At 44.3% G+C, this 26,629-nt stretch carries 31 protein-coding genes and 1 pseudogene; 17 read left to right on the top strand and 15 right to left on the bottom strand.

Features of this window, described 5'->3' with window-relative positions; all coding sequences use genetic code 11:
* Positions 1-224 precede the first annotated feature (224 nt).
* Positions 225-1,931 (top strand): group II intron reverse transcriptase/maturase, encoded by a 1,707-nt coding sequence (gene ltrA / locus QUA16_RS12065; protein WP_333103601.1) that lies wholly within the window; start codon positions 225-227, stop codon positions 1,929-1,931.
* Between the two features lie 116 nt (positions 1,932-2,047).
* Here the strand turns inward: ltrA (QUA16_RS12065) and QUA16_RS12060 are convergent, their stop codons facing one another.
* The 5 genes from QUA16_RS12060 to QUA16_RS12040 all read right to left on the bottom strand — a co-directional run bounded on the left by QUA16_RS12060 (position 2,048) and on the right by QUA16_RS12040 (position 7,054).
* The gene (locus tag QUA16_RS12060; RefSeq protein WP_333103600.1) at positions 2,048-2,386 is read right to left on the bottom strand and encodes a hypothetical protein; all 339 of its coding nucleotides are present in this window, start codon (positions 2,384-2,386) and stop codon (positions 2,048-2,050) included.
* Positions 2,387-2,444: 58 nt separating this feature from the next.
* Positions 2,445-3,566: a DUF6753 family protein gene (locus tag QUA16_RS12055; RefSeq protein ID WP_333103599.1), complete on the bottom strand. Its 1,122-nt coding sequence runs from the start codon at positions 3,564-3,566 to the stop codon at positions 2,445-2,447.
* A 477-nt stretch (positions 3,567-4,043) separates the two neighbouring features.
* On the bottom strand, positions 4,044-4,841 hold the full coding sequence (locus QUA16_RS12050) for a mobilization protein MobD-like protein (protein ID WP_333103598.1): 798 nt from the start codon (positions 4,839-4,841) through the stop codon (positions 4,044-4,046).
* Between the two features lie 43 nt (positions 4,842-4,884).
* The gene (locus QUA16_RS12045; protein ID WP_333103597.1) at positions 4,885-5,397 is read right to left on the bottom strand and encodes a hypothetical protein; all 513 of its coding nucleotides are present in this window, start codon (positions 5,395-5,397) and stop codon (positions 4,885-4,887) included.
* The gene (locus QUA16_RS12040) at positions 5,390-7,054 is read right to left on the bottom strand and encodes a hypothetical protein (RefSeq protein ID WP_333103596.1); all 1,665 of its coding nucleotides are present in this window, start codon (positions 7,052-7,054) and stop codon (positions 5,390-5,392) included. The genes QUA16_RS12045 and QUA16_RS12040 overlap by 8 nt, the downstream gene beginning before the upstream one ends.
* 400 nt (positions 7,055-7,454) lie before the next feature.
* On the opposite strand from QUA16_RS12040, the gene QUA16_RS12035 reads away from it, so the two are divergent.
* The 7 genes and pseudogenes from QUA16_RS12035 to QUA16_RS12005 all read left to right on the top strand — a co-directional run bounded on the left by QUA16_RS12035 (position 7,455) and on the right by QUA16_RS12005 (position 10,846).
* Positions 7,455-7,790, top strand: a complete 336-nt coding sequence (locus QUA16_RS12035) for a DUF3846 domain-containing protein (RefSeq protein ID WP_333103595.1) — start codon at positions 7,455-7,457, stop codon at positions 7,788-7,790.
* 523 nt (positions 7,791-8,313) lie between these two features.
* Complete coding sequence (locus QUA16_RS12030; RefSeq protein ID WP_333103594.1) at positions 8,314-8,490, top strand: hypothetical protein; 177 nt, start codon at positions 8,314-8,316, stop codon at positions 8,488-8,490.
* 27 nt (positions 8,491-8,517) lie between these two features.
* Positions 8,518-8,901: pseudogene (locus tag QUA16_RS12025) on the top strand (siphovirus Gp157 family protein); the annotation flags it as partial.
* A 163-nt stretch (positions 8,902-9,064) separates the two neighbouring features.
* Complete coding sequence (locus tag QUA16_RS12020) at positions 9,065-9,454, top strand: hypothetical protein (RefSeq protein WP_333103593.1); 390 nt, start codon at positions 9,065-9,067, stop codon at positions 9,452-9,454.
* Positions 9,455-9,468: 14 nt separating this feature from the next.
* Positions 9,469-9,708 (top strand): hypothetical protein, encoded by a 240-nt coding sequence (locus tag QUA16_RS12015; protein WP_333103592.1) that lies wholly within the window; start codon positions 9,469-9,471, stop codon positions 9,706-9,708.
* 71 nt (positions 9,709-9,779) lie between these two features.
* The gene (locus tag QUA16_RS12010) at positions 9,780-10,100 is read left to right on the top strand and encodes a hypothetical protein (RefSeq protein WP_333103591.1); all 321 of its coding nucleotides are present in this window, start codon (positions 9,780-9,782) and stop codon (positions 10,098-10,100) included.
* A gap of 113 nt (positions 10,101-10,213) precedes the next feature.
* Positions 10,214-10,846 (top strand): hypothetical protein, encoded by a 633-nt coding sequence (locus QUA16_RS12005; RefSeq protein WP_333103590.1) that lies wholly within the window; start codon positions 10,214-10,216, stop codon positions 10,844-10,846.
* A 218-nt stretch (positions 10,847-11,064) separates the two neighbouring features.
* Here the strand turns inward: QUA16_RS12005 and QUA16_RS12000 are convergent, their stop codons facing one another.
* Positions 11,065-11,289 (bottom strand): hypothetical protein, encoded by a 225-nt coding sequence (locus tag QUA16_RS12000; RefSeq protein ID WP_041623929.1) that lies wholly within the window; start codon positions 11,287-11,289, stop codon positions 11,065-11,067.
* A gap of 220 nt (positions 11,290-11,509) precedes the next feature.
* On the opposite strand from QUA16_RS12000, the gene QUA16_RS11995 reads away from it, so the two are divergent.
* The 6 genes from QUA16_RS11995 to QUA16_RS11970 all read left to right on the top strand — a co-directional run bounded on the left by QUA16_RS11995 (position 11,510) and on the right by QUA16_RS11970 (position 16,479).
* A complete protein-coding gene (locus QUA16_RS11995; protein ID WP_333103589.1) occupies positions 11,510-12,076 on the top strand; it encodes a hypothetical protein in 567 nt (188 codons plus the stop codon).
* A gap of 733 nt (positions 12,077-12,809) precedes the next feature.
* Positions 12,810-14,522 carry a group II intron reverse transcriptase/maturase gene (ltrA, locus tag QUA16_RS11990; protein ID WP_333103588.1) on the top strand — a complete coding sequence of 571 codons (1,713 nt, stop codon included), beginning with the start codon at positions 12,810-12,812 and terminating at the stop codon, positions 14,520-14,522.
* Between the two features lie 136 nt (positions 14,523-14,658).
* Positions 14,659-14,808, top strand: coding sequence for a hypothetical protein (locus QUA16_RS11985; RefSeq protein ID WP_333103587.1), 150 nt, complete (start codon positions 14,659-14,661; stop codon positions 14,806-14,808).
* Positions 14,809-14,842: 34 nt separating this feature from the next.
* Entirely contained in the window at positions 14,843-15,055 is a 213-nt protein-coding gene (locus QUA16_RS11980) for a hypothetical protein (RefSeq protein WP_333103586.1), read from the top strand.
* Positions 15,056-15,231: 176 nt separating this feature from the next.
* Positions 15,232-15,387, top strand: coding sequence for a hypothetical protein (locus QUA16_RS11975; protein ID WP_333083905.1), 156 nt, complete (start codon positions 15,232-15,234; stop codon positions 15,385-15,387).
* A gap of 900 nt (positions 15,388-16,287) precedes the next feature.
* Positions 16,288-16,479, top strand: a complete 192-nt coding sequence (locus tag QUA16_RS11970) for a hypothetical protein (protein ID WP_333103585.1) — start codon at positions 16,288-16,290, stop codon at positions 16,477-16,479.
* A 518-nt stretch (positions 16,480-16,997) separates the two neighbouring features.
* On the opposite strand, the gene QUA16_RS11965 is transcribed toward QUA16_RS11970, so the two are convergent.
* From QUA16_RS11965 to QUA16_RS11925, 9 genes are all read right to left on the bottom strand, one after another.
* On the bottom strand, positions 16,998-18,896 hold the full coding sequence (locus tag QUA16_RS11965; protein WP_333103584.1) for an AAA family ATPase: 1,899 nt from the start codon (positions 18,894-18,896) through the stop codon (positions 16,998-17,000).
* Between the two features lie 66 nt (positions 18,897-18,962).
* Entirely contained in the window at positions 18,963-19,139 is a 177-nt protein-coding gene (locus QUA16_RS11960) for a hypothetical protein (RefSeq protein WP_333103583.1), read from the bottom strand.
* A complete protein-coding gene (locus QUA16_RS11955) occupies positions 19,132-19,467 on the bottom strand; it encodes a hypothetical protein (RefSeq protein WP_333103582.1) in 336 nt (111 codons plus the stop codon). Before QUA16_RS11955 ends, QUA16_RS11960 begins: the two co-directional genes overlap by 8 nt.
* Before the next feature lie 155 nt (positions 19,468-19,622).
* On the bottom strand, positions 19,623-19,985 hold the full coding sequence (locus QUA16_RS11950) for a DOPA 4,5-dioxygenase family protein (protein WP_333103581.1): 363 nt from the start codon (positions 19,983-19,985) through the stop codon (positions 19,623-19,625).
* 266 nt (positions 19,986-20,251) lie between these two features.
* On the bottom strand, positions 20,252-20,668 hold the full coding sequence (locus QUA16_RS11945) for a DUF3024 domain-containing protein (RefSeq protein ID WP_333103580.1): 417 nt from the start codon (positions 20,666-20,668) through the stop codon (positions 20,252-20,254).
* Between the two features lie 197 nt (positions 20,669-20,865).
* The gene (locus tag QUA16_RS11940; protein ID WP_333103579.1) at positions 20,866-21,798 is read right to left on the bottom strand and encodes a GIY-YIG nuclease family protein; all 933 of its coding nucleotides are present in this window, start codon (positions 21,796-21,798) and stop codon (positions 20,866-20,868) included.
* A gap of 192 nt (positions 21,799-21,990) precedes the next feature.
* Positions 21,991-22,692, bottom strand: coding sequence for a site-specific integrase (locus tag QUA16_RS11935; protein WP_333103578.1), 702 nt, complete (start codon positions 22,690-22,692; stop codon positions 21,991-21,993).
* Between the two features lie 220 nt (positions 22,693-22,912).
* Positions 22,913-23,404 carry a serine/threonine-protein kinase gene (locus tag QUA16_RS11930; protein WP_333103577.1) on the bottom strand — a complete coding sequence of 164 codons (492 nt, stop codon included), beginning with the start codon at positions 23,402-23,404 and terminating at the stop codon, positions 22,913-22,915.
* A gap of 122 nt (positions 23,405-23,526) precedes the next feature.
* The gene (locus QUA16_RS11925; protein WP_333103576.1) at positions 23,527-23,721 is read right to left on the bottom strand and encodes a hypothetical protein; all 195 of its coding nucleotides are present in this window, start codon (positions 23,719-23,721) and stop codon (positions 23,527-23,529) included.
* 4 nt (positions 23,722-23,725) lie between these two features.
* On the opposite strand from QUA16_RS11925, the gene QUA16_RS11920 reads away from it, so the two are divergent.
* From QUA16_RS11920 to QUA16_RS11910, 3 genes are all read left to right on the top strand, one after another.
* Positions 23,726-24,262 carry a hypothetical protein gene (locus tag QUA16_RS11920; RefSeq protein WP_333103575.1) on the top strand — a complete coding sequence of 179 codons (537 nt, stop codon included), beginning with the start codon at positions 23,726-23,728 and terminating at the stop codon, positions 24,260-24,262.
* Between the two features lie 66 nt (positions 24,263-24,328).
* The gene (locus QUA16_RS11915; protein WP_333103574.1) at positions 24,329-25,243 is read left to right on the top strand and encodes a hypothetical protein; all 915 of its coding nucleotides are present in this window, start codon (positions 24,329-24,331) and stop codon (positions 25,241-25,243) included.
* Positions 25,244-25,272: 29 nt separating this feature from the next.
* On the top strand, positions 25,273-26,463 hold the full coding sequence (locus QUA16_RS11910; protein WP_333103573.1) for a glycine betaine/L-proline ABC transporter ATP-binding protein: 1,191 nt from the start codon (positions 25,273-25,275) through the stop codon (positions 26,461-26,463).
* Positions 26,464-26,629 lie beyond the last annotated feature (166 nt).

The following is a 26,629-nucleotide window of genomic DNA, read 5'->3' as shown; positions in this document are numbered from 1 at the left end:
CCGCCCAGAAACCCGGTGGAGAGCATCACGCTAAAGACTCAAACAAATGTGTAATCGGAACGAAATAACTCTCTTAAACCTCCGGTAAGGTCGATAACCAGTAAGTAGCTAACGAACGGTTTAAGAGAATGGGATGGTATCAAAAGCGAATGCCCTCGGTAATGCGGGGGATATGCTGACAGATACTCGGTAATTCCAAAGGAGTAGAACAAGTAGCAATTTATATGTCTAATACGCTGAACAATCAGACGGTGGAATGGAAAGACCTTAATTGGCGAAAGCTAGAAAGGATAACTTTTAAGTTGCAAAAGCGAATATTCCAAGCGAGTGAACGTGGTGATGTTAAAGCAGTTCGCAAACTTCAGAAGACCCAGATTAGGTCTTGGTCTGCAAAATGTATCGCGGTTCGTAGGGTAACACAGGATAACCAAGGTAAGAATACGGCTGGTGTGGATGGCGTTAAATCGTTGACCCCAAAGCAACGTACAATCCTTGTAGGTAAGTTAAAGCTATCAGATAAAACCCGCCCAACAAGGCGAGTAAATATTCCTAAACCTGGTACGACTGAAACTAGACCATTAGGAATTCCCACAATAAACGACCGCGCACTGCAAGCGTTAGTTAAACTAGCGTTAGAACCTGAATGGGAGGCCAAATTTGAGCCTAACTCTTATGGTTTTAGACCAGGGCGTTCCTGTCACGACGCAATCGAAGCAATATTCGACAGTATTAGATATAAAGCCAAATACGTGCTTGATGCTGATATTGCCAAGTGCTTTGACCGTATAGACCACAAAGCTTTAATCTCCAAAATACATACATACCCCACTATAAGCCGAGTTATAAAGCAATGGCTCAAAGCAGGGTACTGTATGCAAGGTGAATTATTCCCTACTACAGAAGGTACACCACAAGGCGGGGTCATTTCTCCGCTACTGGCGAATATTGCCTTACATGGTATGGAAGAAAGAGTAAAACAGTACGCGGAAACACTAAAAGGAAGCAAACGGGGGAACCGAAAAGCCCTTAGCATAATCCGTTACGCTGATGACTTCGTAATTATACACGAAAATTTGAGTGTAGTTATGAAGTGCAAAGAGATAATAGCAGAATGGTTGAGTGACATGGGATTGGAATTAAAACCAAGTAAAACAAAATTAACTCACACACTCATTGAGATTGACGGTAATGCTGGGTTTGAGTTTCTAGGATTCCATGTTCAACAATATAAGACGGGCATATACCGATGTGCAAAAAACGGACAGGGAACACCACTGGGTTTTACAACACTAATCACCCCCTCAAAAGCCAAGGTAAAGGTACATCTAGCCAAGATTGCTGAAGTAATAGACACCCATAAGTCCGCCCCACAAGCTGCTTTAATTAGTAAGCTGAATCCAATTATTAGGGGTTGGTCAAACTATTATTCAACAGTCGTCAGTAAGAAAACCTTATCAGAGGTAGACCATCTAACCTACGACAAATTAAGAGCCTGGGCAAGAACGAGGGGGAAAGGGAGCATCAACAAGGACAAATACTGGAGAACAGTAGACAGCCGTAATTGGTGTTTCAGTACCGAAGATGGATTAGAACTACTCACTCATGCAAATACGCCAATCGTAAGGCATATCAAAGTAAAGGGTGTTGCTAGTCCGTTTGATGGAAACTGGACTTATTGGAGTAAGCGAAGAGGCGAATACCCAGAAACTCCTAACAGGGTTGCAAAATTAATAAAAAGACAAAAGGGTATTTGTCCTCACTGTGGTCTGTACTTTACCAGTACAGACATTGTAGAAGTTGACCATATCAAACCAAAATCATTAGGTGGAAAAGATACCTACGACAACTTACAACTTCTACATAAACACTGCCACGACACAAAGACAGCAACAGACGGGTCAATACGCTCTAAAGAAGGCGTTAAAACCTGATAGTTGGTCTTGAATCGTATCCATAACAAGGATGGAATTATCAAGGAGCCGTGTGAGGTGAAAGTCTCACGCACGGTTCTGAAGGAGAGGTTAGGGGGGTAACTCCCTAATCGACTCTAACCAGCTTGACGTGGGAGTATGTCACTTGATTCACTTGACAGTTCAAACACTGAGTCAATCAATTTTTGTTGAGCTGCTAATTGTTGCAGTGAATAACAAGCTATTGCTCGCACTCGCTCAGGAGACTTGCTAGCATTTTTAGCAGCAAACGGCCCCCAGAAAGCACTCAGTACAATCTTAATCTGTTCCGATATTGGGTATGTTTGACTCAAACAGTAGTCCCAAACCATCTCATCGAATGGGTCGTTTAGTGCAACTAAAACACCCGATATTTGCGACTGCACTTGCTTCGGATTTTGGTCAGATAACGGCTGATTGTTCAAATTTGCCATCATAGATTTCTCCTGTTAAGCTAACTTATTTACCTCCCATTCTCGATTTTAGTATTTGCCATCAAGGAACAAACTTTCGTTCTTGAGGGGAGCGAATCCACAAAGTACAAAATCCTTTTTGTGCAGGTTTACCCTCTACTGTCAGCGTCACCCCCAATCGATTTATCTCAGTTTCACACAATTTTTTGCCACCTTTCTCGCTCAACAAAGCTTGATTCCAGCTCATAAGTTGGCGAGCATATTTCCCTTCATTGCTTGTTGCCCACTGAATTGTATCCGCGTTCTTGCGAGCAAACTGACCCTCTTTGCTCAGCCCCCATTCGAGCGCTACGGCTTGTTCTAAAGTGAGCTGGCGCGGCCCTTTTGGGTCGAGTTCAGGCGGTGGAATGAACCGGGGCACAGCTAACCCGATAAAAGCGCCGATCGCCATTGCCCCTAACACCACCCCGCTCCCAAAAATCACCGACCAAATATCGTGAGCAACTTTCTCTAAAGCTGCTTGTCGCACTAGGGTGTAAACTGAGTTAGAAATGTGGCGATGTTGCACCTTAACAGCCGCTTTTCCCTGCCGTTCTAAAAACTCCCTGCTTTCTTTTTCCCAATTTTCAGTAAGCTGCCGAACTTGTTCCAGTTCTTGAGAAATAACAGCTTGAGAATCTTTCAAATCACCTTGCCATTGAGATTGCCAATTCTTGAAAAACTGGTCAATCTCTTGCGGTTTTTTTTCTAACAGCAGTTCGAGTTGACCTGTAGCCAGCAATACGATAAAAAGTGGGTCATTTTTATTGAGACCGTATCGGTAAGCTGTCTGAATGACATGAGAGCGAAATTTGGAGTCTTTGCCCTTGAGTACCTGGCTGATTAGTGACTCAGTATCTCTCTCGTACATGGGAGGGGCAGATAAAGGATCTCTGTTCAGAGCTTCTCTTTCCCTCGAATCATCGTCTATGAGTTCCCAAAACTCCTCTTCATTTAGCTTACTCCCATCTGATTTCAACTTTTCTTCTACTGCATCTTCTGCGACTGTATCTGGAGAATCGGGCAAATTTTGCGAATTTTCAGCGGATTGTATGGAATTATTTTTGGTATTATTAAGTCTGCCCTGTTCCCTTGGCGTTTCCAATATCTCGCCAAACTCTTCAGAGTCAACTTCGGAAAGTTCTTCTAAAAGTCGATCGGACATTTAACCTCCTACCTAATCAAAATCCTAATCTTTATGCTGTTCTGCATCGCGCATTCTATAGTGTGAACTCATATTTTGTCCGTCTCCTAACGAGTTCATCACCCATTGACTGTAAAATTTACAGGAATACCCGCAAATTATCGGTTTAGACACTATCTGTAGTATTAAGATGTGTTTCGGCACACCCACCCCGCTGGCCCAGTGGTGAAGAAGTTTTTGAAACCCTGGAAATCTCGTAGCGGGCGATCGATCAATCTTCTTACTTTCAAAGTTTAAACGCAATAAACGTTGTTTATTGCTAATATCCAACGCCTGGGATAACACAACTGCGTTGATTGCACTCAGCCAGCGGGCTGGTTTCGGCACACCCTATCAGTAGAGTCTGTGTGTAAGCCTTAATTTAGATTCTTAAAAGCTTACGATACCTTTTTTACAACTTACAGCCTCCTGAGACTTTACAACCTGTTGCTTATTTGGTTACTCATTTTGTTGCTCATTTTCTCTCTGCATTTCCTCATTTTTTTTTTGTTCATAGGGAGCGATAACTTCTTTTTTATTGCGATTGGGTGCGTTGTTAAACAAACCTACATCTTCTATCAGACGGAAACAGTCTTCCAGAAAAGTATGCAATCGCTGCTGACTAATCAAGAAGAATTCCGAGTGTTTCATTGCTTGAGAAAATGACAACCGCTTCGTATCAATAAACTTGCGCTCTCTTGCACTCAGAGCCGGCAAATCTACGACAGGAATTCGGTAATTATTAATGAGCTTGTTCATTTCCTTATGGCTTTGTACGTGCGACCAATCTTTGCAAACTCCAAAATTGCGGACAAAAATGTGATTGAGCTGACCTTCAAAGTAGTTGAAAGAGTCAATAAACATCTCAATGCTGTCCGTCGTGCCACCGCAAATAAACCACTTGCATACATCCACTCCTGACTGCTCTTTAAAATCAGGAGAAGTTAAATTAGCTTCGTCAATCCATTTGTTGATAATGCTGTAAACCCGAGCGGGTAAATTGACAATCACAGGAGTTTCTACTGCTGTTTCAAAAATAATATCGATATCGAAAAACTTCTCTTCATCTTCAACTAAAGCTACGATTTTTGCATTGTGTTCAGGATAGCGCTGCTGCACGTCAGGATTTTGAAAATCACCATCAATTAACGTGTACAGCAGTTCATACTTCTGATTGAATTCAACCAGAATCCGAGTTAGCATCGACTTGCCAACGCCACCTTTTTCGCCGTCAACCAAGTGAATCATGTTAGTCATTTCATTCCTCCTTGCTGGATGTCTATTTAAGACTTAATAATTTTTAACTAAAGCTAGGCCCGACCATTGCCGGATCGAAACCAGCTAAGTTAAATGCGCTGTTTTCAAACTCCATTTCTCCCGCAAATTCCTCGGGTTCTTTTTCTTCGGGCAAACTTGCGGAATTTGAACTCTCAGGGGCAGTTAATTCCGTAGCCATAGATGTACCTGGATTCGACAAGTGAGAGAAAGTAGCTAAAGGAATTAAACCCGAAGAAATACCAGGGGCAATTACTCCTAACTCGGTACAGTTAAATCCCGCATCTCGGCAAACTTCATCTATCTGCCTGAGCAAAAAATTAATGCTTTCTCGCCTCAAATACTCTAACTCTGTACTAGAATGACTACCGCTATTGCGTAAAGCTGCTAACAGCCACCGCGCTTTGATTAGAGGTAAAATCGTTTCCTTGAAACTAAAAAAAGGATGATTTTGCAGGTAAGATAGCAAGATAGCGTCTTCGGAGTCTGGCAAAACTTGACAGCGCCAGCAAAATTCCTTGTAACGTTTTCTAGGCATAATTCCTCACCTTCTTTCCAGCACCTCGGTAGGGCCCTCCCAATAAGAGAGCTGCATCTAAGTTGGCTTCTGATTCCTCTAATGAAGGTTCTGTATTCGACGACGACTCATCACTCAATTTATTAGAATCGTCTAAGCAGCTATCTTTGATACTTGAATCAGCCTTTTGTTGAGCGCAAATTTCAGTGTTTTGTTCAGTAATATCTTCAGTCTTTTGTTCAGTGGGTTCCTCAATTTTTTGTTCAGCGGGTTCCTCAATTTTTTGTTCAGTAATATCTTCAGTCTTTTGTTCAGTGGGTTCCTCAATTTTTTGTTCAGTAGATGGCTCCGATTTAGCGTGAGTAAATTGCTCAAGTTTTAATTTAGTAGGTGGCTCGGATTTTGGGTGAGTAGGTGGTTCAGATTTTGGCTTGGTAGATTGTTCAGATTTTGGCTTGGTAGATTGTTCAGCACATTCTTTTACACTCTGTATATCAGTCGTGGGGACTGGAGCATCTCCTGAACAGGAAGTTGTATCTTCTGCCCTCTGAGAAGTTGCCGCAACAGACCTTTGCCTCAGTACCTCAAACTGAGATTTGAAGTAAGAAAATAGTCCGTAAACATCAGCTATGCGGCAACCTAAACCATCAGGATCGAGCGTTTTTGGCACTGTTATACCTGCGTGCCAAGACAGCGAATAATGAGAAAACTGATTTCGCAGTTCTGGCTTCATATATTCAGAAGTCCCCCCGCAAAATACAATTTCATCTAAATCGGGCGGCAGCACTTCATTAATCCAATGAGATAGCATTCGAGCGTAGTCGAAGCGAGACAGCTTGACTGCTTCAATCAATTGGTCAACTTCTCGATCTTTCGCTGTCTCCTCTCGATTCCGAGCAATTCGGTAAAAGTAAGGGCGGTTGTAGCTTACGCCTGCTTGAGCGATTGATAAAGCCAAACGGGAAGCATCGTAGTTAGAGGTTCGCTCTTGAACTAGATCCACCAACCTTACCATTCCTAAGTCTGAAGTTTTGCCCTTACCGACAGCACCGCGTGCCGAAACTATTACCGAAGCATTGCGAAATCCTACCATAACAAAGGCAGTTACCCGCTGCTTGAAGGCTGAACCTAAATTGCTGTTGTGGATCAAAGCAATGCCGCCGCCTTCTTGCAAAGCTTGGGTTTTGTCCAGGGTGACGGATAGCTTGCCGGTAGGTGTTTCAAATGAAGCAGAGTATTGACTTAAGAGTTCAAAAAATTGCTTGGAGTCATTAAATTCGCCTGGGGGCAAGAAAACGGAGATCGCAGCGCTAAATTGACTGCCTAAATCTAACTTCCGCGACACTACCCACAAAGCTGCTAGAGCTTTGTACAAAGCGCTACTGTACTTCAGTCCCGCCAAACCGATGTGAGCATTGAATTGCGATGCTGCCAAGTAGCCAACGGCTCGGCATTCATTACCAATTGCCACCCAAGCAATATTTTCGGGAGATGCTGATGCGAGGTTGGGTTGTGTGAAACAATTGGCTATGTCTTGGCTCACTGGCCCCACCTGCGATTCCATTACAAAGGAGCTTGCTTTACTGCCTGCTTGCGAGCTTTGGCAGAAAACTCTAGTAGATAAGCCGCCAAAATCTATAGCCAGAATCGCATCTGGTATTGATGGTTTTTTCTTCATAAATGCTGGCTTTTATTACGTTATAAAATGATAGTATTGGCTTCAGTTTAAGTCTGACCTCACCAAATCCGGTGGTTTTGGATAATTAAAATAGCCCCCTCCAAATGGCGGGGTACAGGCTGCCTTGCAAGGAAAACATCTTGGGTAGATTATCAGGGAAAGAGCTTTAGAGTTGTAAGAAACGGTGTAGGTATTGTGAGTGAGATACCGAGCAGGTACGCCCAAAGTATCTTCAATAAAGTGTTTGAGTTCGGTGTGGGAGTAGCACTTATCGAACGTACCCCACTTGGTAATTACGCCATCGTTATAAGCAATACCCGCATATCAAGAGTAATTTTAAATATACGAAAAATTTAAAGTAAAGGGCTACCGCTAGGGTGTAAAAAATAGGGAGTAAGCTATGCTCTACGCTTTGATTAATTCAACAGGAATCCATCGGCTGGAAGTAGAAGAAAAGTTGGAACTTGCAGATTTGCAAAACCGAGTGGGCATTGCAGGTGAACCTGCGTTCATAGAATATGTCCGGAATCAATTTCCAGAGCCCGCGATAGACCTAATCTGTGATGAGGAATTCTTATACAAGGAATTGCCCTTAACCTGCATTACCCGTCGCAGTATTGCACTTGGCGGTCAAGTGATTGCTACTGCCTGTACGGATGATGGTGAAACAATAGGGTTGACCGAAGCTCAGTTTCAATTAGTCGCGACAAATCTGATTATTGCGAGCAGGCTCTAATCTATCATGCCTCAAGTTTGCGCTTGGGGCAACTTCCTTATTTAAAATCTTATAATAATAGCGTCTTACTAATAGCAACACTTCGGACAGTTTTCAATCGCTAACGGTAGAATGAGGGTTTCAGGCTTTCTCAAACTCGGATACAAACGGTAGAATGGCACTTTCAGGCTCTCATTCAAAAACTGTCCGAAGTATTGTAATAGCTAATAATTGATAAAATTAATAACTAAAATAACTAAAATAAAATGGCGAGCGCAATGGGTGTAAATCACAATTAGAACAATTGCGACACATGCCCAGAAAGAAGACACAATTACCCGCATCTCAAGAGTCACATCGAGTGAATCTACGCCTAATACGCCCAATACGTCCTTATTGGATGTTATTTGCGCTCAATTACTAGCAACCTCAGAGCAGGGAATAGAAGCACTGACCGCCCTCAAAGCTCAACTAAAAGCACAATACGACACCCCCGAAACTCCTGAAACCGACTCAATTGTGCAGCAAGCAAGCATGGCAACACATGAACCCAGACCAACGTGCTCTGATTTCCAGTCGCTGTGAGGCTCACCGAGGGCGCACTAAGTCATTGCATTTACTCACTGTAGAACTGGAGGACTTGGATGAACTAATCGACAACATCGAAGGTGAAGAAATCACACCCGAATTAGAAGTAGCGGTGCAACAACTCTTAGACTAACGGGGTAGTACCTACGAGCAATGGCTTTCCAAAGTTGATAACTACGGCGCTGCCATTACCAACCGCCATGCCCTGAGTAAACAACAAAAATCTGAAGCAGAACGCCTGAGTAAACTCGCAGCTACCGATAGCAAACGAGTGGATTGGATGAAAGCGCAGCTCAAAAAGTGTCTCGAATCTCAGAATGTCAAGAAACTAAGCCTGCACCGCTTCCCCTTAACTATCAGCAACAATGGCGGAGTTTTACCCCTCAAACTCCCTTGTGAAGTAAATCAACTTCCTCCCCAGTTTCAACGCATTGAAGTATCGCCTGATAATTCAGCCATCCGACCAGCCTTGGAAGCGGGAGATATCGAAGCTCATAAAGTTGCACAATTCGGAGAACGCGAAACTCATTTGAACGTTCTATAGATTGCCATTAAGCAGCAAATAATCACTTTTTACCAAGGACTATTTCCGGCGGAATGTTAACATAAAAACAAGTAATTTTAATAAGATAGCTGTCGCTAGTGTAGAAAAAATAGTAAGTTAGAGGTACACAATGCACTGCACTTTAGGGTGAGATTGTACTCAAATGGGTTTAGATGAAGGCGGCGGAGAGTGCATCAACGAAGAAAGTTGCTACCGTTACACAGAAGCTTGGAATTTGTACGAAATACTGCTACTCAAAAGATTCCCCGGTGCGGTGTATCTTTGCTGGCATAGCAAGGATAATGCGAACACCGAATGGACTGATGAAAAGTGGGGGTTCAAGCACCTCAACAACTGCGATTGGTTGCTGCACAGCAGCGCATCATTGAATGCCTTTGCAGAATGGCAACACGCCTATTACAAACTAAGCTCTAGAAACAACACCAAGTACGTTCGGAGTGAGTTATTTGATGAGTTTGAAGCGTTGAGAAAGCAGGTAGACCCAGACTACGGGAAACGCCAAGAAAGTAGCGCTCTCATCCTGTTTGAATAACAGAACACATAAAAATGACCAGAAACATTCACACATTCCTCAGAACGGCTTGCTTCGTGAGATGCCGTCACCCTTCCCATCACGAACGAGGATACACCTTAAAGCATCATAAACTTGAGGGCATCATTCAAGTTTGGTTCAACTCTTTTGAGCTGTTGGATGAGGCAGAAAAAGTTTTGAGAACAGAAGGGCTTGAACTAAAGATAACTTTGGCTTATCAATCTAACGGCTGTTTTCTTTCGATCGATTGTTAGATAACTACTACACTCTTGGATTAATGGAGTCATAAAATATGCAGATTTTCTCATTGATAAAGTACAATCCCATGTCTCATTCCTATCGGATGGTATCGCGCTATGAGTATCCCTACTGCTATCACGACAATGTGTATAACTTCAAAAAAATGATTTATCCAATCAACCCGTTTGATGATGGGGTATGGATTGAAGCTAGTCGGGTTCCGCCTGAAGTGTTCGTGCAGTCTATTAAAGTAGAGTTTATTCTGAGAGATGCGAAAAATCCTTGGCTGAATGCCATCAAAAATGATTCATCAGAAATGATGGTTCGTGTTGATTTTCAATGGATTCAAACATTTAAAATACCCCGATATCTGGAAGGTAACTCAAATGAAATAACAACAAAATAAAGAGCAAGAGCAATTCGTTGTTGAACATTGACTAAAACAACGGTAGATATTGAATACACGAAAGGGCAAAAAACCAGCGTTTCCATGCCCTTTTACTTGAACAAGGAGGAATCATGTTAGGAACACACTTCATCGAATTACCCGTAGCGATGCCACCCATGTTACCGGGGATGGTGGGAATCAGCAACACTCAATACTTTGCTCTTTACTATCAAGGAAGCAAAGCAACATGGAGTAATGGCAGAGCAATGGCTACGTTTAGTTACTACGCCGTGTATGCGCCACTGATAGAACACATAACTCTAGCAATTCACTTAGAGCCTTATAACTTAGGTTCCGATGATGAGCTGCCAGAACACGCTATTTTATGCGACTGTGTTCACCATAAAATGTATGTCGGTGCGTACAAAGAAATCGATTGTTTCTTGTTACAGCAGCATCCCCATGAGCCGTCCCACTTGACCGCCCAAGAGTTTGAAGAAGCCGTGAAAGCGGTGGAAAGTATGACCTTAGAGCAAATGCAGCGTTTGGGAATGTTCGAGATGTTCGGCAACACCAATCCCCAAGCGCGCCTCGCAACCGCAGAATTGGTGCAGTGGCTAGACCAACAAATCACCGAAGAATTGATACAGCAATATATCCAATTAGCTAATCGGGGTAATTGGACAGCGGTGAGGGCATTAGACACCCTCAAGCGTAGAATCTCGGAAACTAGGAAATACCACCAGCAATTAGAGAGCAACTAAATTATCTATGCCGGAGAAGTCTCGATATTACAGCCCCGGCATGGGTACAAAACACCCATAGTGTAGCAAACGCGGAGTTAGCCAATGAAGCGATTGACTTGGAGGGATAAAGCAATTTATTCAGTAATTTTCTCGATGCTTGGCAGCTTTCTAAGAGTAACGAAGACCTTTAATTCTGGGTGTCACCTCGTTCGAGGCGTTTTGACTGCCTCAACAGCTCAGGTGTCGAGTTTATCCTTAGCCTTGTTTGCCCTAAGCCGATCGTTTACCAAGCGTTTGTTGCTCTGTTCGGTATACGCTGCAAACCCGAGTACCCAGAGCATTCGGTGCAATTCGGCAGGCTTCCAACCCTCATCCTTGGCTAATTCTTGCATTTGCTCTAAAAGCGGAGCAGGCACGGAAAAATCTATGCGTACCATTTTAGGAGCATCAATGTCGGGCATTTTCAATATTTCCACAATTCATATACTGCTTATCCTACAAGGATTTAGGGGCTTCTAAGTCCTTAAGGATTCTCCCTCGTGCCCAATATTCAACTCTGAGGGTATACACAGGGATTCAGAAGGGGTATAATGTGGAATTCATCCAAAACCAAACCCCGCCCCCTCTGACTCGCAATCTTCTGGGGCGGGGTTTGGCACTCACTTTCGGGAGATTTCCTCTATGTTCGCAGATCACGGGCAGCCATCGCAAGCCGCCCAACCAAGCTTTGTAGAAATACCCAATCCCCGCGTCACCACCACAATGGGACGCATGGAAGTGACCGACGTTCGCCCTGAAACCGTCACCGGTCGCCTACTGGATGACCAAGATAATTTGCTACAGGAAGACGGACAGCCTGTTTACATCTGCGTTCGGAAACATGAGATTTTGTGTCCCACCGAACGAGCCAACATGATGAGTTGGTGGGAACTGAGGGAACAAGCGATTGCGGGACACACAACGCCTCGAAAATATTCCCTTGAATCCTTAATCAACAGATTGGACGGGTTGAAGTTAGATGAACTCTACGCTTTGCGAACCTTCGTTTGTTTGGAGAGCGACCCGTTCCAAGCGTATTCGGGTAGCGTCAACAGCGACTTATCCCACTTGCAGGCTTGGTTCCCGACAGTGCGAGTTCTTGAGCGTGTCGAACAAAACCAACTAGCAAGCGCGCTGTGCTGGCGAATAGCTAGCAACTCCAACGCATCAAGCGCACCCACACCGGGCGACGTCCGGGACGATCGATAGCGATCTCGCCAGTTTCTTCCATCAAGACACCAGTGAGGAATGACTATGACCAACGGCAATGGGTCTAACGGCGTGTCGCCCCAGCCCGATCCAATACAAAAGTTAACGGTGCGATTCGTTTAACCAAAAATAGGCTGAAAAGCTTATGGGATAGTTAGCCCAGTTGTTGAGACTGGTGACAACTGATTACATTTGTAGGTGAGGCGCTGTGCGTCAAGTCCTATCCCTCAAGTGCAGAGGTGAAAGCATAGCCCCTAGATTATTGGGTAGCAACCACTAGGCTAAAGCGGGGTTAAAAGGCAGAACTACTGAGAGCCAAACTTGGTAACTGTCAAGCAAGAGTCCATGCGTAGCAAAAGCAAAGATGTGATGGAACCATCGTCATTTGTAATGGTGTAATGGCTGAATCAGAATAAAACCGTTGAAAAACACGGTAAAGATTGATTAACACCAAGCCAAAAGGCAAGGATATGGCATAAGCGATTCGTTAATCGACTTATAAGCACCGCCCGTAAACCCGGTGGATAGCATCACGCTAAAGACTCAAACAAATGTGTAATCGGAACGAAGTAAATCTCTTAAATCTCTGGATACTAGAAATAGGTCGATATCCAGTAAGTAGCTAACGAATGGTTTAAGGGAGAGGGATTGTATCAAAAGCGAATGCCTCACTGTAATGGTGTGGATATGCTGACAGGTACACGGTAATTCCAATGGAGTAGAACAAGTAGCAATGAATATATCTAAAACGCTGAACAATCAGACGGTGGAGTGGAAAGACATCAAATGGCGAAAGCTAGAAAAGGTGGCTTTTAAGTTGCAAAAGCGAATATTCCAAGCGAGTGAACGTGGTGATGTTAAAGCAGTTCGCAAACTACAAAAGACCCTGATTAGGTCTTGGTCTGCCAAGTGTATTGCGGTTCGTAGAGTAACTCAAGACAACAAAGGAAAGAATACGGCAGGAGTGGACGGTGTTAAATCGTTATCTCCAAAGCAACGTATTATCTTGGTCAATCAGTTGAAGCTTGCAGGAAAATCAAAACCCACTCGCAGGGTGATGATTCCAAAACCTGGAAGTAATGAAAAACGACCATTAGGAATACCCACCATAAACGACCGCGCACTACAAGCGCTATGTAAGATAGCGTTAGAACCTGAATGGGAGGCAAAATTTGAGCCTAACAGTTATGGTTTTAGACCAGGACGTTCCTGTCACGATGCGATTGGAGCCATATTTATCAGTACCAATTCAAAAGCTAAATACGTGCTAGATGCTGATATTGCAAAGTGCTTCGACCGCATAGACCACAAAGCATTACTCTCGAAAATACACACATACCCCACGTTAAGCCGTCAATTAAAATGCTGGCTTAAAGCCGGGTACTGTGCGAGAAATGAGTTATTTCCTACTAATGAGGGTACACCACAGGGAGGGGTGATTTCACCTTTACTTGCGAACATTGCTTTACACGGTATGGAAGAAAGAGTTAAACAGCACGCGGAAACACTAAAAGGAAACAAACGGGATAACCGGAACGCCCTTAGCCTAATCCGTTATGCTGACGACTTCGTGATTATCCATGAGGATTTGAACGTAGTCAAGAAATCTCAGGAGATAATCGCAGAATGGTTAAATGACATGGGATTGGAATTAAAACCAAGTAAAACAAAACTAACCCACACACTTAATGAAATAGAAGGAAATGTCGGGTTTGAGTTCTTAGGATTCCATGTGCAACAATACAAAGTAGGAAACTACCGTAGTGCTAATACATCAAATGGAAAACCACTTGGTTTTAAAACATTAATCACACCCTCAAAAGTCAAAATCAAGACCCATCTAGACAAGATTGCCGAGGTAGTAGACTCGCATAAAACCGCCCCACAAGCTGCTTTAATCAGTAGGCTGAATCCAATCATTAGGGGATGGTCAAACTATTACTCGACAGTTGTTAGTAAAAAAACCTTTAACAAGGTTGACCAACTAACCTACGATAAGTTAAGAGCTTGGGCAAGAAAGAGAGGGAAAGGGGACATCAATGTGGCTAAATACTGGCGAACAGTAGGAAACCGAAATTGGTGTTTCAGGACCGAGGATGGATTAGAACTAATCACCCATGCAAGTACGCCAATCGTAAGGCATACAAAAGTCAAGGGTGAGGCTAGTCCTTTTAATGGAGACTGGATTTACTGGAGTAAGCGTCGAGGTGAATACCCGGAAACTCCTAACAGAGTTGCATCTTTAATCAAACGACAAAAGGGTATTTGCTCTCACTGTGGTTTGTACTTTACCAGTACAGACATTGTAGAAGTTGACCATATTAAACCGACTTCGTTAGGTGGAAAAGACACCTATGACAACCTACAACTTCTGCATAAACACTGCCACGACACAAAGACAGCAACAGACGGGTCAATGCGCTCTAAAGAAAGTGTTAAAACCTGATAGTTGGTCTTAAATCGTATCCATAACAAGGATGGAATTATCAAGGAGCCGTGTGAGGTGAAAGTCTCACGCACGGTTCTGAAGGAGAGGTTAGGGGGGTAACTCCCTAATCGACTCTAACGAATATGTCGAATCTTTGGAAATTTCTCTGGAAATTCAGGAGGATAAAACAGACGTTATTGAAGATCAGGTGGCAAATCTGACCGAGCAGATAACTGAGTTAAAACAAGAAATAAAAGAGATGTATGGAGATGAAGAGGACTGGAAAAGTATGTCAAAGACTTGACGGACTTATCGCACGCCGTCAGGCTAAAAACCGATTGCAACTGTCTAAGCTGGAGCGAACCAAGCGCTTGCGAGATGAAGCTGCTTTGGGTAGACCTTTTAGAAAGTCTCCCCTACTAGACTTCGTTGATGACTTGGTGCATAGACCCCCAAATCAAGAACAGATGCGCCAGCTCAAAGAACTACTTCTAGAAGAACAGAAAGCGATCGCTAAACTCATTGCCTTAGTTGAGCAGCACCTAGAGTAGTGGTCTGCCGTTCGCGAAACAGCCCAGCCACATCCGCTGCTGGGTGAGTTTTGTTTTTTGTGGATGAGGCGCGAGATCGTTCGGGGCTTCTTAATTTCGCTCGGCAAACGCGCTGCTTGGATTAGCTGCAAATTGGATGAATTTCCAGCACTCGTGCCTGGCTTAAGTGAGTGGAAATGAGAGCTCCTGAAAGAACTATCCAACCAGAAATTTCCGTAAATATTGAAACATCCCAAGCAACTGAGTTGGCTCCGAATCAGGAATCAGAAGACTCTCAAGAACTGTGGGAATTAGCCAAGAAGCGGCTCAAGCGAATCCTGGCAAACCGATGAAGTTACTGCACGGGAAGATACTTAAACAAAAATACGAAATTTCCTCTTCAACGGCGAATACGCTCGCGCTGGAAAACTGTAAAGCTACCTTTAAACAAAGTAAGCGGACACCAGCGGATTCGGATCGGATACATTGTTTCATACCGATTCCAGAGAGCACTCCATAATATCCCAGTTAAGGCCATCATCGGGGAACAAGGATAATTGCCCCGGCGATACGTTGGATTGACCACGATTGTGATAGGACAGGTGACACGCGGTACACAGAGCGATTAAGTTTTCAGGGCGATTGTCCTCCGGTATCCGATTGCGATGGTGCACCGCTAAAGTTAAGGCACATCGTTCAGATTTGGTTAAGCCACTTTGTTTACCGGGTCGGAGGCATTGTTGATGGCACTTAGCACAACGCCACCCTGCGTTTTCTTTCACCGAGAGCGCAATCTCTTGCCAATTGTCGGGATACCTCTTTGGTTTAGGCATAGCGGTAAAAGCTCATCTTTTCAAAATAGGGCGATCGCTCTGTTAAGTAAATTCAATTCAAAATTATCAGCAGCTAATCAACTTCAACGCTGTCTTGATTCTCCCACAGTAATTCTGCCAATAAGCGAAAATCTTCAACGGTGGGCTTATACTCACAAGCTACGAACCATGCTTCGGTTAAAGTAGCCTATTGTTCGGGAGTCTCAGGTTTTTGGCGCACGGCTGGTGAGGAAATTGGTTCTGATGCGGGCTTCTGATGGGTTAATCCCCGATCTTACCAGTTGTAGTTCAAAATTAAAAAACGAAATTGGAGTTTGTATTCTGAAGCAGGGTTTGCACAACTATCCGCCGATTGCAACAGGTCCAGTCGAACTCTATTTTGAATATATTCCCGACCTTGAAAGCCGAGGGGAAATCATCATGATGAGCTGGGAATTGGGAAAGTCGGGCGCGCAATATGTTAAAGATACGTCCATTCGTTATCCCTTTCCTCCTCCCAATCAAAATATGCCTTGCCGACGAAATGTCTGCATCAGGGCTTCTATGCGGAGTCGGGCCCAGAAGGAACGTATTTTGCGATCGGAACATCCCATCAAACGGATTGCCCGTTAAATGGTTTGTAGAAACGAGTATCTTGAAATGCTCGGTAAATTTAGTTTCACGAACAACTCAGGAGCGATAGCCTCACACCGAATCATCGATCCACCCGCAAGCCGAACAATCCCAATGCACCGGGGGCGTTTCATATTGGGGATAAGTCATTTCACACCGGGGACATCGATCGGTAAATAGTGGATGGGTATCCAGCAGCTCTAACTGTTGCAAGGCGTGTCCACCGCTGCCGGGCGTTGCAGGATAAGTTCGCCGTCATAGTAGCTTGCACCCTCGGGTTCCCAGAGTTCCTCCGGTTCAGCGTTAGGGTTTTCTTAAAAGTCGGGGCAAGTGTCGGTGTCTGAGCCTGTGGCGTGGACGGCACAAACTAAGTAAGGATTGATTGCGCGCGTAGAGAAGACAGCGATGGCTCCGCCCCGGCTTACGCCTACGCATTCGGGAAGTTTGGGCATGGCGGGTGGATTGGGGTTTGGTTTAGTTTCTCCCAGAATTGGATATTGGAAGCGATCGCACTCGCGTCAAGACACGGTTGCTTTACCCGCATCAAGGATACCTCGCAAAAACTGGACTAATTCAGCAAAGCTATCGGGGTTATTTTCAAGCAACCATTCTGTAAGCATTACTGAGTGTTTGGTTTTCCTAAACTCGACCCGCGCTTCCGAGAAATTGGCAAATAGTGCATCTAGAAGTTTTGCTGCATCAATATTTTTGTCAACCCATTGGGAATCGGATAGATCCTCTTCAGTAGAAGTTTTTGAAAAATAATTCTTATTTAATTTATTGCTTTCGAGCCATTCTCCAATTTCTTCCCCGGTAAGAGATTGTTTTTGCTCATTATCTTCTTGATTGAGTACGAATGCTATGGCATCTGGATGCAGCAGAAAATTTTCATACATCCGCCTTTTGATGAATTTAATCGGATGCGGCTTCCTTCTCTCTAAATCCTCAATATCCGACTCCGACAAACATTCTTTATCGAAGACAAAACCTACAGCAGGAGGGTACAAATTATTCCCACCGCTGATGCGCTTATATAAGTCAAACATAACATCAGCAAAGTGAGCTTTCTTTCCCAATAAATCCCCCGTGTTTTTGATGCTGACAATTTTGGTTCCTGTCAAGAGTTTTGGAACTAGCTCGGACAATATGAGCGGAAAGCACTGCTCCTCGGTGGGCCCTTCCACCCAGAGAATGCTGTCGGCACCAAAAACATCAGACAAACTCACCCCCAGTTCAGCTAAAAGAGAGCGCTGTTCCCTAATATCTCGCGCATTCATCGTTGATGCTTGGGTTTCGCCATCCTCATATCGAAGCTTCACGATAGTTGAGGGATTGGCAGCAGCAATAATCTCGGCCGAATGAGTGGCAATAAAATATTGGTGCTGCGGAAACTCTTTGAGAATTTGTATCAGCTTCTTGGCCGCCCCTGGATGCAAATAAGATTGGGGTTCGTCAATAATTATTGTTCTAGGAGTTGGGGAAGCCAACACCGCGTAAAGAATCGCCAAAACCTGTCCTGTCCCCGTTCCGCACTCTGACAAGGGAAATGCTAAATCTTCTTTATCATTTTCAGCCGCTTCTTGCGACCAGATTAGAATTTCTAATTCGCGGCTTCTGCGACTCGTATCACTTCCGGTAAAATCTTTGAGGTTTGGCTTAGGTCTGACAGAAACTAAACCTATTTCTGGAAAAATAGCGGATACATAGGTTAAGAAACGATTAAAAAGTTTCTTTTTTCCAGAAAGTTGAAGTTGATTCAGGACTTCAGCCAAATTCGAGCCGTCAGGCTCCAGTTCAGACCGATCGCCAAAAAAGCAGCTTGCCAAATTGGGGCGTTCGGCATAAAGCCTGTATGTGTGGCGGCTAAAATATTCGACAAGTCTGGTTGTTATTTCGCTGTCTACAGTACACCTATTAAACTTAGTGCCAGCTATTTTATCAATATAATAGTCTTGTTTGTTGATACAATAGACGTTAAAGGTTAGGTCATTAGTCAAGCTTTTTTCAACTTCAACAACCTTGCAATCACCCAATAAGCATACTCTAGTTTCGACCGCAGCAGGAGCATCAAACCAATCTAAGAAAAGGCGGTGCATAGTCTCAGCCGTTAGGTTCCGGTCTGTTTTGTTAGCACTGTAAACGAACTGAAAATCGCTTGATATTATTTGAGCGACTTCTTTAATTGCCGACTTATCCGCTACTAGAGAAACTTGGACGTGCGAGGATGGATCGGCATCCCCTGCTGTTTTTAAACTTCGGTGGGGGATGTCCTTAAAACTCAGGCTCAGAGCTTCCAGCAACGCTGTTTTCCCTGAATTGTTGGCTCCCACAATAATGTTGATGCCGGGTTGGAATTCTAACACCCCAGAATCCCGGAAGGACTTGTAATTAAGTAACTGAAGACGGGAGATGTACATAGCTGTGTTTCGGGGCAAACTTTAATCAATAAACTAGCGTAGCTGTAGGAACGATCGCACTTCTGGTCAATTAATCCCATCTGGCAAGTACAAATCGTCACCGGGCAATCTCCTGTTCGTAATCTCTTGCCGGTTCTCCAACATAACTGACTCAACGAATTCACCAAACCGCACATTGTACTCTGGTTCAGTACGCTTGATGCTGAATGCTGCATCAGCCCGCCGTTCGATAGATTCAGCCATGCTGGCTTGAACTAAAGCTTGAGCTTTTACGTTGCATGAAGGTTGCTTCATTGAGCCAGTATGCTGTAGCTAATGCAATGGGAATGGGCTTGATTAGTTGAGCGTTGCCTTCCACTGGAATGCTTTGAGCTTGCGTAAAATTGTATCCGCCAAAAGGCAGAGCTAAAGCCGATTTCCCAGTAAGAAACCGGCTCAAGGCACTACCCTTTTTGTCCACCGCATTCATAACTCCAATCGCATCGACTTTGTAGCCGCCGTCGGGTAACTGGTAAACATGAAGCGGAATTACACCTAAAAGGATGGTGGCGGAAATAGCTTTAACTGTCATTTCTTAGTTCAAATAATTTACAATTGCCAAAGATTAGCCTGTTTTTGACTAATTAATCAATAATATCTCTGAGCAAAGAATTTAGTTTGCGGACTACCGAACCTAGCAAGTAGTGTTTGCTCTACATAGAACAATCCACCGTTGAGAATGATGACTTAGAACTTCGTATTGGCTGTCCTAGGTCGCAGAACTTCGACATTCAGCTCTAGTTTTTCTCCCAGCCACAAAGAATGTGTTGTATGGTCTGCCACATCATCTCCTGTTTCGGGATGGACGAGAATATTTAGTTCCTCGCGATGGAGCATCAACCAGGGAACGACTTTGCCAAACTGCGAGGGTAAAAAGGCAACTTGATACATCGCTTGGGGGTGGGGGCCTATGGGTTTGTCGTGCCAGCGCCCTAGCTGCACCTCAAACTGAGTCAATCCTTCTCGCACGCACGCAGCAGCATCGCGACTATCATTGTCAAAGTAAATATGCGCGTGAAAACCAACAATTTCGATGGTGTCTGCTTTCATGATTTTCAGTAGGTTATTGAGCCGACATTTGCACAAAACGGCTGTTAACTGAGCGAGTAACTAGACTTATAGCAAACTGCGGAATTCAGCCATCCGTGTTGTTCGCACTCGCTCCGTTAATTGCATCCACCTCAACAGCCTACAGCACTTTGGGTTCCATTGCGTACAAATCGTTCAACACAACCTTGACATCGGGAAACACAAAATACGAACGTCAGGAGAGCCAATTCGATAATTAAAAGAACGATTGCCAATTAGAGCAACGATTAAGGATGTAACAAGGGATTGTTTCTAATTTCCGATAAACATTCTTCTAAAGACAAACCATGCAGAATTTCCCACCATTGCCCCGTATGTCTCATGTAGGCCACATTAAAACAATCTGGCCCAACATATTCTAGGCGGGCGGAGCGAGACTCAAAAGACGGGGAAATCGCCCTCGGACTCGGACAATTGTAAGTTGAGCAGAAGTAAAAGTAGTTGCGATACCACTTGCCAAAGATATCCGTTCGATAGTTGAAATCATGGTCTGTGGGTGGAGATTCGATATATTTGGGATTGAATTCTGTTTCAATTAACTCATTGCATTTTGGTTCGATTAATTGTTTCTCAGTATCAGGCACTGTAGGTTTAGACTGTTTGGGAGAAGAAGAAAGCCAGAGTTTTTTTGCTTTTTTTGCCATTGAATTTGTTCCCCTGATTATTCTAAATTTTCTTTAAAGTGAGCGGGGTAGAACGAGGAGTCTGACCCTACATTATGCCCCCACCGCTTCGAGCGAGCAAGGATAGATTTTATGGATTTGGTGGGACACTCTGCTCGTATCCCTTAACTCAATTAATGGGATAGGTTTGCAAAGCCCGTGCGAATGCTGTAGATCGATTAATTGGCAGCGGAATCTGATTGCTCTTGAATTTGTCTGAGAACCTCCACCTCAATCTCACTCAGCAGTTTGGGTTCCATTTCATACAAATCATTCAAAATAGCCTTGACGTTCGGAAACACAAAATACTCGGTCAGTTTGCCAATACGGTAGTTAAAGGGTTGATATCGGTGTTTGAAATACAGCTCCACATTCCCCCGATGTTCCCACAACCCTAGCAAATTGACAACCACATCCGAGTAATGCGCTTTCACATCCCGCTGCACCTCGGCGATGCGTTCCTCGATCGCTCTAGTAGTAATGCCAATTTTATAGAACGTGTTCCCGTCCGCTTTTACCTCAAGGAAATAGAGCGAGTTCACCAGAATCCGACGAAGCTGTGCTCGATAAATCAGCAAATCAGCCCGCCGTTCTTCTAAGCAAGATAACCCCGCAGCTTCAGCAATCTCTACAGAGCCTTCCAATGAAGCCAACTCTGACAGCAGCAGGGGTTCTTGGACTCGGTTGAATAACGCCAGGGGAAGCGCACCCACTGGGATTTTACCCAAGTCGGTAAACTGATAACAGCGATCGCCCGATGATTCCAGCAATCCTTTGAGCTCCCACCGAAAGTTTACCAAGTCTTTGGGAATCGATCGCTTTTGGGCTCCGTACTCTTTCCACAGCACCTTCAACTGTTCCAATTCCTCACCCTTGAGTTCGATGTTGAAATGCTCGTAGAGGGGCAGCGAGGGAAACGCTTTGGTTTTAATCCGCTGTGACACGGGCTTGCAAGTCTCCCCGGTGTGCGCGAAGTGGTGCTCTTTCACCGAACCTTTTTTTGCTGTCAATCCGCCACCGCAGTAGAGACAAGCAAGGTTAGTTTTTCCACGCGCAACATCATCAATGCCCGTCAGTTCGCCACTGAGAGCAACACCAAATTTAAGCCACATTGTCTGTCAATTCTCCTTTGAGCCGGTTTCGTAGATGCACCTGCTCCACATGACCAACGATTTTAACAAATCCAGGGGTGAGGGCTTCTGCCGGGCGGAAAGAAAGCGATCGGCATTCGATGCTCTTGATGCGCGAGTGTCAATCCAAAATCTAAAATCTAAAATCTAAAATCTAAAATCTAAAATTGCTCGTCACCAGTCGGGAATTTCTTGGGCCGAGGAGTCTGCTTGGCCTTGTGACAGTTGGTGAGGGGGCAACGGATTTTGTGGGCTTGGGGGAGCTGAATCAGGATATATAATTTTCCTGACGTAGGAAAGGGTAGAAAGTGCAGAGACGGCGCCGCGCACTTGGTCGGGCCGCACTTCTAAGTATTTCTGCAATTGCTCTAAGTTGCGGTGGCCGCTGATTTCTTGAATAATCCGCAATGGGATACCCGCGTTGCTCATCTGGGTGAGTGCCGACCTTCTGAGGCTGTGGGTGGAAGCGCCGATGATGCCAACTTTTTCGCAGGCTTCTTGGAATAGGTGAGAGGCGGCTTCCGGGTTTGCGTGTTTCCAGCGGTGATTGAGGTGGCGGCTGGGGAACAGGTAGGGGTGTGAGGGGTGTTTGTAGGTTTCTAACAGCAGCCTCAACTCTTGAATGATGGGGATAGTGCGGGTGCCGAGCTTGCCTTTGGTGTTGCCCTTGCGGATGATCATTTCGGAGCGGATGACACCCGCCGGGGTGAAAACATCGATGACTTTCAAGCTGCACGCTTCGGCAATGCGGCAGGCGGTGTAGAGACAAACTCCAAAGAGGGCGCGATCGCGATCGGTCTGCAAACCGTCGTTAAATAACAGTTCGATTTCAGCTTGGGTGAGGATTTTCGCTTGCCCGTGACCTTCTATTTTCATGCTTGGTGTATACCCGACCCGATGCTTGAAAGTCTTGCATACTTACTGCATTGCTGCATTGGTTTGGGGTATTTCTTAATGAGGTGGTTGAGCGGAGTCAAGGGGAAAGAAGGGTTATTGTAGATTCGGTGAAGGACAATTGTTATCGCGTATTCTAAAAATAAATGATGTTAGAAAGTTCATTTCTGGTGTAATGACTATGGAAGGATGCAAAATTTCGTCAACTTCTTAGAGCCGCTGCAAATTTGCCTGAGTATCCGCAAAGCGCTTTTGAACTGGTCGTAAGTAGGTAAACAAAATTAATTGCCGACTGAGTTGACTTGAAACCCTTGATACGTCTAAAGAGTAACAAAGTCGGATGTGTAATTAATTTTGTGTAGGTACTTACCACTTGTTCCTGACTGTTACCAGGAGTAAATGTAAAATACTCCTCACCTTTGAGAATTCCTAAAATATTGAAGCGGGATAGAACTTCTGCTTCTCGCTTGAATAGCTCTACAGCCTTGGGGGTGTTTTTAATCAAAACTTTTAGAACTTTTGGAAGTCGGCCGCGAGCGCTGACATGGTAAGTTTTGGCAAAGCCACCTTCTCCCAATTGATGTGTGACACGATACCGCCCTTCTAGCAACAAATTAGAACCGCAGCTAGAGCAGCGCAATACATTATCAGCATTTTTTGGATTGGGGCAGTGAGGATTAACGCACAAGCTCATCTTTGTAATCGTGTGGAAATAGAATCAGGTCAATTAGACAGGGGAAAGGAGCGGATTTGGATTGAGTTGAGGAAGAGGGCTGTCAAACCCTACTCCCCCATGAACAGCAGTACGAAAAAGTTTTAGTCGGAATTTTTCGGTTGCTGATTAAACGTTACAATGTTGTAACCGCCGTCGAATCTGGCTACTGTTCCCTCACTTGGTGTGGCAGGAGGTGTTTGATTTACAGGCCCGGTAAAACCTTTGGCTTTTTGAGGGCTGACAGGCTGTGAAGTGTGGGGAGTAGATGGTTTCTCTGGGTTATTGGTATTAGACATTTTTATGGAAGATAACAACACTCAATCCATTATAGAAGGTGCAACGGGTTCTACAAATATTAGCCTGGCTTACGAGTATACAGAATCAGTTTACAAAGCTCGAAATGAAGCCTTAGACAACCTAAACGGGAGGCTGGGAACATTTTTGGGCTTTGGGGGATTGCTACTAAGGTTTGCTGCGGATTTACCAGGCATAAACACAGGGTGTCTTACTTGTTTGATTCTCAAAGTAATCGTATGTGGATTCTCTGCTGCATCTATTTTTGCAATTGCTACAGGACTAACATCTAACCCTATTGGTACTATTGTTAAACCTAGAGAGTTAATGACTGATTATTGGTACAATGAGTCAGATGAAAGATACAGAGCTTACATTACAAATACTTGGGTTGAAGCTATAGAATTATTTGAATCGGCTGCAATCAAGAAAGGTAAACGTCTAAATCTTGCCATCTGGTTATTGGCTCTAGCAACTATTGCCTTTGCTCTGGATATCATTATAGCAAGTGTTTTTACAGGTTCAGTTTTTCATAAGAATTAAAAAAAAACATCACCTTTTTCAATCCGCATGAAAAACTTTGATTCTGTAATATAATTGTGCAATAAGATGCAGTTTCACTCTCCTTTAACCGTGCCGCCAATACCAACACTCACAGTCAAGTCAGGATACAAGCCCCAATCTATCGATACCAGCATTGAGGCGGATGTGCTGATGTTTCAGCTATTGCGACAGTTAACGCCCCAACAAAAAGTACAACGGACTTGCGCTTTCAATCAAGCGGTGCGAAGGTTGGCAATATTTGGAATAAAGAACCAGTATCCCAATGCTACTGAGGCAAAAGTTCGGCAAGAATTTATTAAAAGGTGTTTGGGTGCTGAGTGGATAGAAGTTTTATCAGACAGTAAAGATTGGGGTGAACTCGTGATTGCAGATCCGATCGAATTAGCGCAAAAAATAGCCAGCATCTTGCTACCGCTGAATATTCCCTATGTGGTGGGCGGCTCGGTGGCGAGTTCGCTGTTGGGAGAAAACAGATCTACGCAAGACTTGGACTTAGTGATTGACCTGGAAGCGCGAACAGCACAGAGACTAATTGATGCCATGTCAGGCGAGTTTTACATCAGCGAGTCGGCTGTGACTGAAGCAATTGCCAATTCAAGAACAGCACCCCGCGAATCATCGTTCAATGTCATCTATTTGCCTTCAATGGAGAAAGCGGATATTTTTGTCATGAGCAGCGATGACCCTTTTTCGGCTTCGGTGATGAGTCGTCGCCAACTTTACCCTGTTAGTGGCTTAACAGAGGAGGGAATCTACATCTACTCGCCCGAAGATATCGTCCTACAAAAACTCAGTTGGTACAAACTAATTCCTGGCGGTTCCCAAAAGCAGTGGAGGGATGTGTTGGGAGTTTTGAAGGTGCAAGGGGAACGACTCGATCTCGCTTACTTGAACCAGTGGGCTGTTACACTCAAACTAACAGATTTGCTCTCTGGAGCGTTGCTTCAATCAGGATATTAACAGTCGGCCATTACTTGTGCCCCCAGGAAATGACAAATTCAAAACCCAAAATTTGCATTGAGCATCTCATCAAAATTTATGGAGAAAAACCTCATGCTGCTCTCAAAATGTTTCGAGACGGCAAGTCTAAAGATGATATTTTACAAGCAACTCTTCATGTGCTAGGCATTGCCGATGTATCTCTCACAGTTAATCGAGGGGAATTGTTCGTGGTGATGGGGTTATCCGGTTCGGGAAAATCTACCTTGGTTCGCTGCATCAACCGTCTGATTAAGCCCACCAGCGGACATATTTACATTGATGGTGAAGATGTTGCCCATGTGGGCGAGAAACGGATGCGGGAGATTCGCCTGACGAAAGTTTCGATGGTTTTTCAGCGATTTGGATTGTTTCCCCACAAAACTGTTGCTGAGAATGTAGAGTACGGTCTTTTGGTGCGGGGAATGGACAAAGCCGATCGCCGCCAAAAAGCCTTGGAAACCTTAGAAATGGTGGGTTTAGGGCAATGGGCGGATTATTTGCCCGACTCGCTGAGTGGTGGGATGCAGCAACGGGTGGGTTTAGCCCGTGCTTTGGCGACAGATGCGGAGATTTTACTCATGGATGAGCCATTCAGCGCCCTCGATCCGCTGATTCGCCGGGAAATGCAGGATGAATTGCTGCGCCTCCAAAAAGAACTGCACAAAACTATTATATTTATCAGTCACGATATTCATGAGGCGCTGAAAATTGGCGATCGCATTGCTGTAATGCAAGATGGCTGTATCGTTCAAGTCGGTACTCCCTCCGAACTCATTACCCAACCCGCCTCCGACTACATCCGCGCCTTTACTAGAGATGTCAACCGCGCCCAAGTCCTCAAAGTAGGGTCAATTGCCCGTCAAACCATTACCTTGATTCTTGGTGAAAACTCCTCTAGAGTGGCACTGGACAAAATGTTACACCATAACCTCGAACAAATGTACGTGGTTGATCGCGGTGGTAAACTGGTTGGCATGGTTAAGAAAAAATTTCTTTCTGAAGCAATCCAACAAGTAAATGAAGACCTTACTTCTGTGATGCTTCAAAACTTTCCTAAAGCCAATGCTAATACCAGTCTCGAAAATATTTTTCACCTCTACGAACAAGGACGGACGGTTGCTGTGGTTGATGATGAAGAGAAATTCCAAGGTGTGGTTGAAGCGGATGATGTTCTTGCTAGTATTAGCAGCATTCAGTAGACGAAAAATAAAGGCCGATCGTCCTGTCACAAAAATTAGTATATTATCAGAAAGCTGAAGAAGTTAAAATTATCAATGGTAGATAATATCAATACTCCGGACAGTTTTTAAAGAGGGATGCGATGGCTTCGGCAAGCAACGCTTACGCAATAAATCACAGAAGCGA

Origin of the sequence: Microcoleus sp. S13_C3 (assembly GCF_036700905.1) — a bacterium.
In the GTDB taxonomy this organism is placed as follows: domain Bacteria; phylum Cyanobacteriota; class Cyanobacteriia; order Cyanobacteriales; family Microcoleaceae; genus Microcoleus.
Note: the sequence above shows the minus strand (reverse complement) of the source record. Positions and strands in the feature narration are given on the sequence as shown.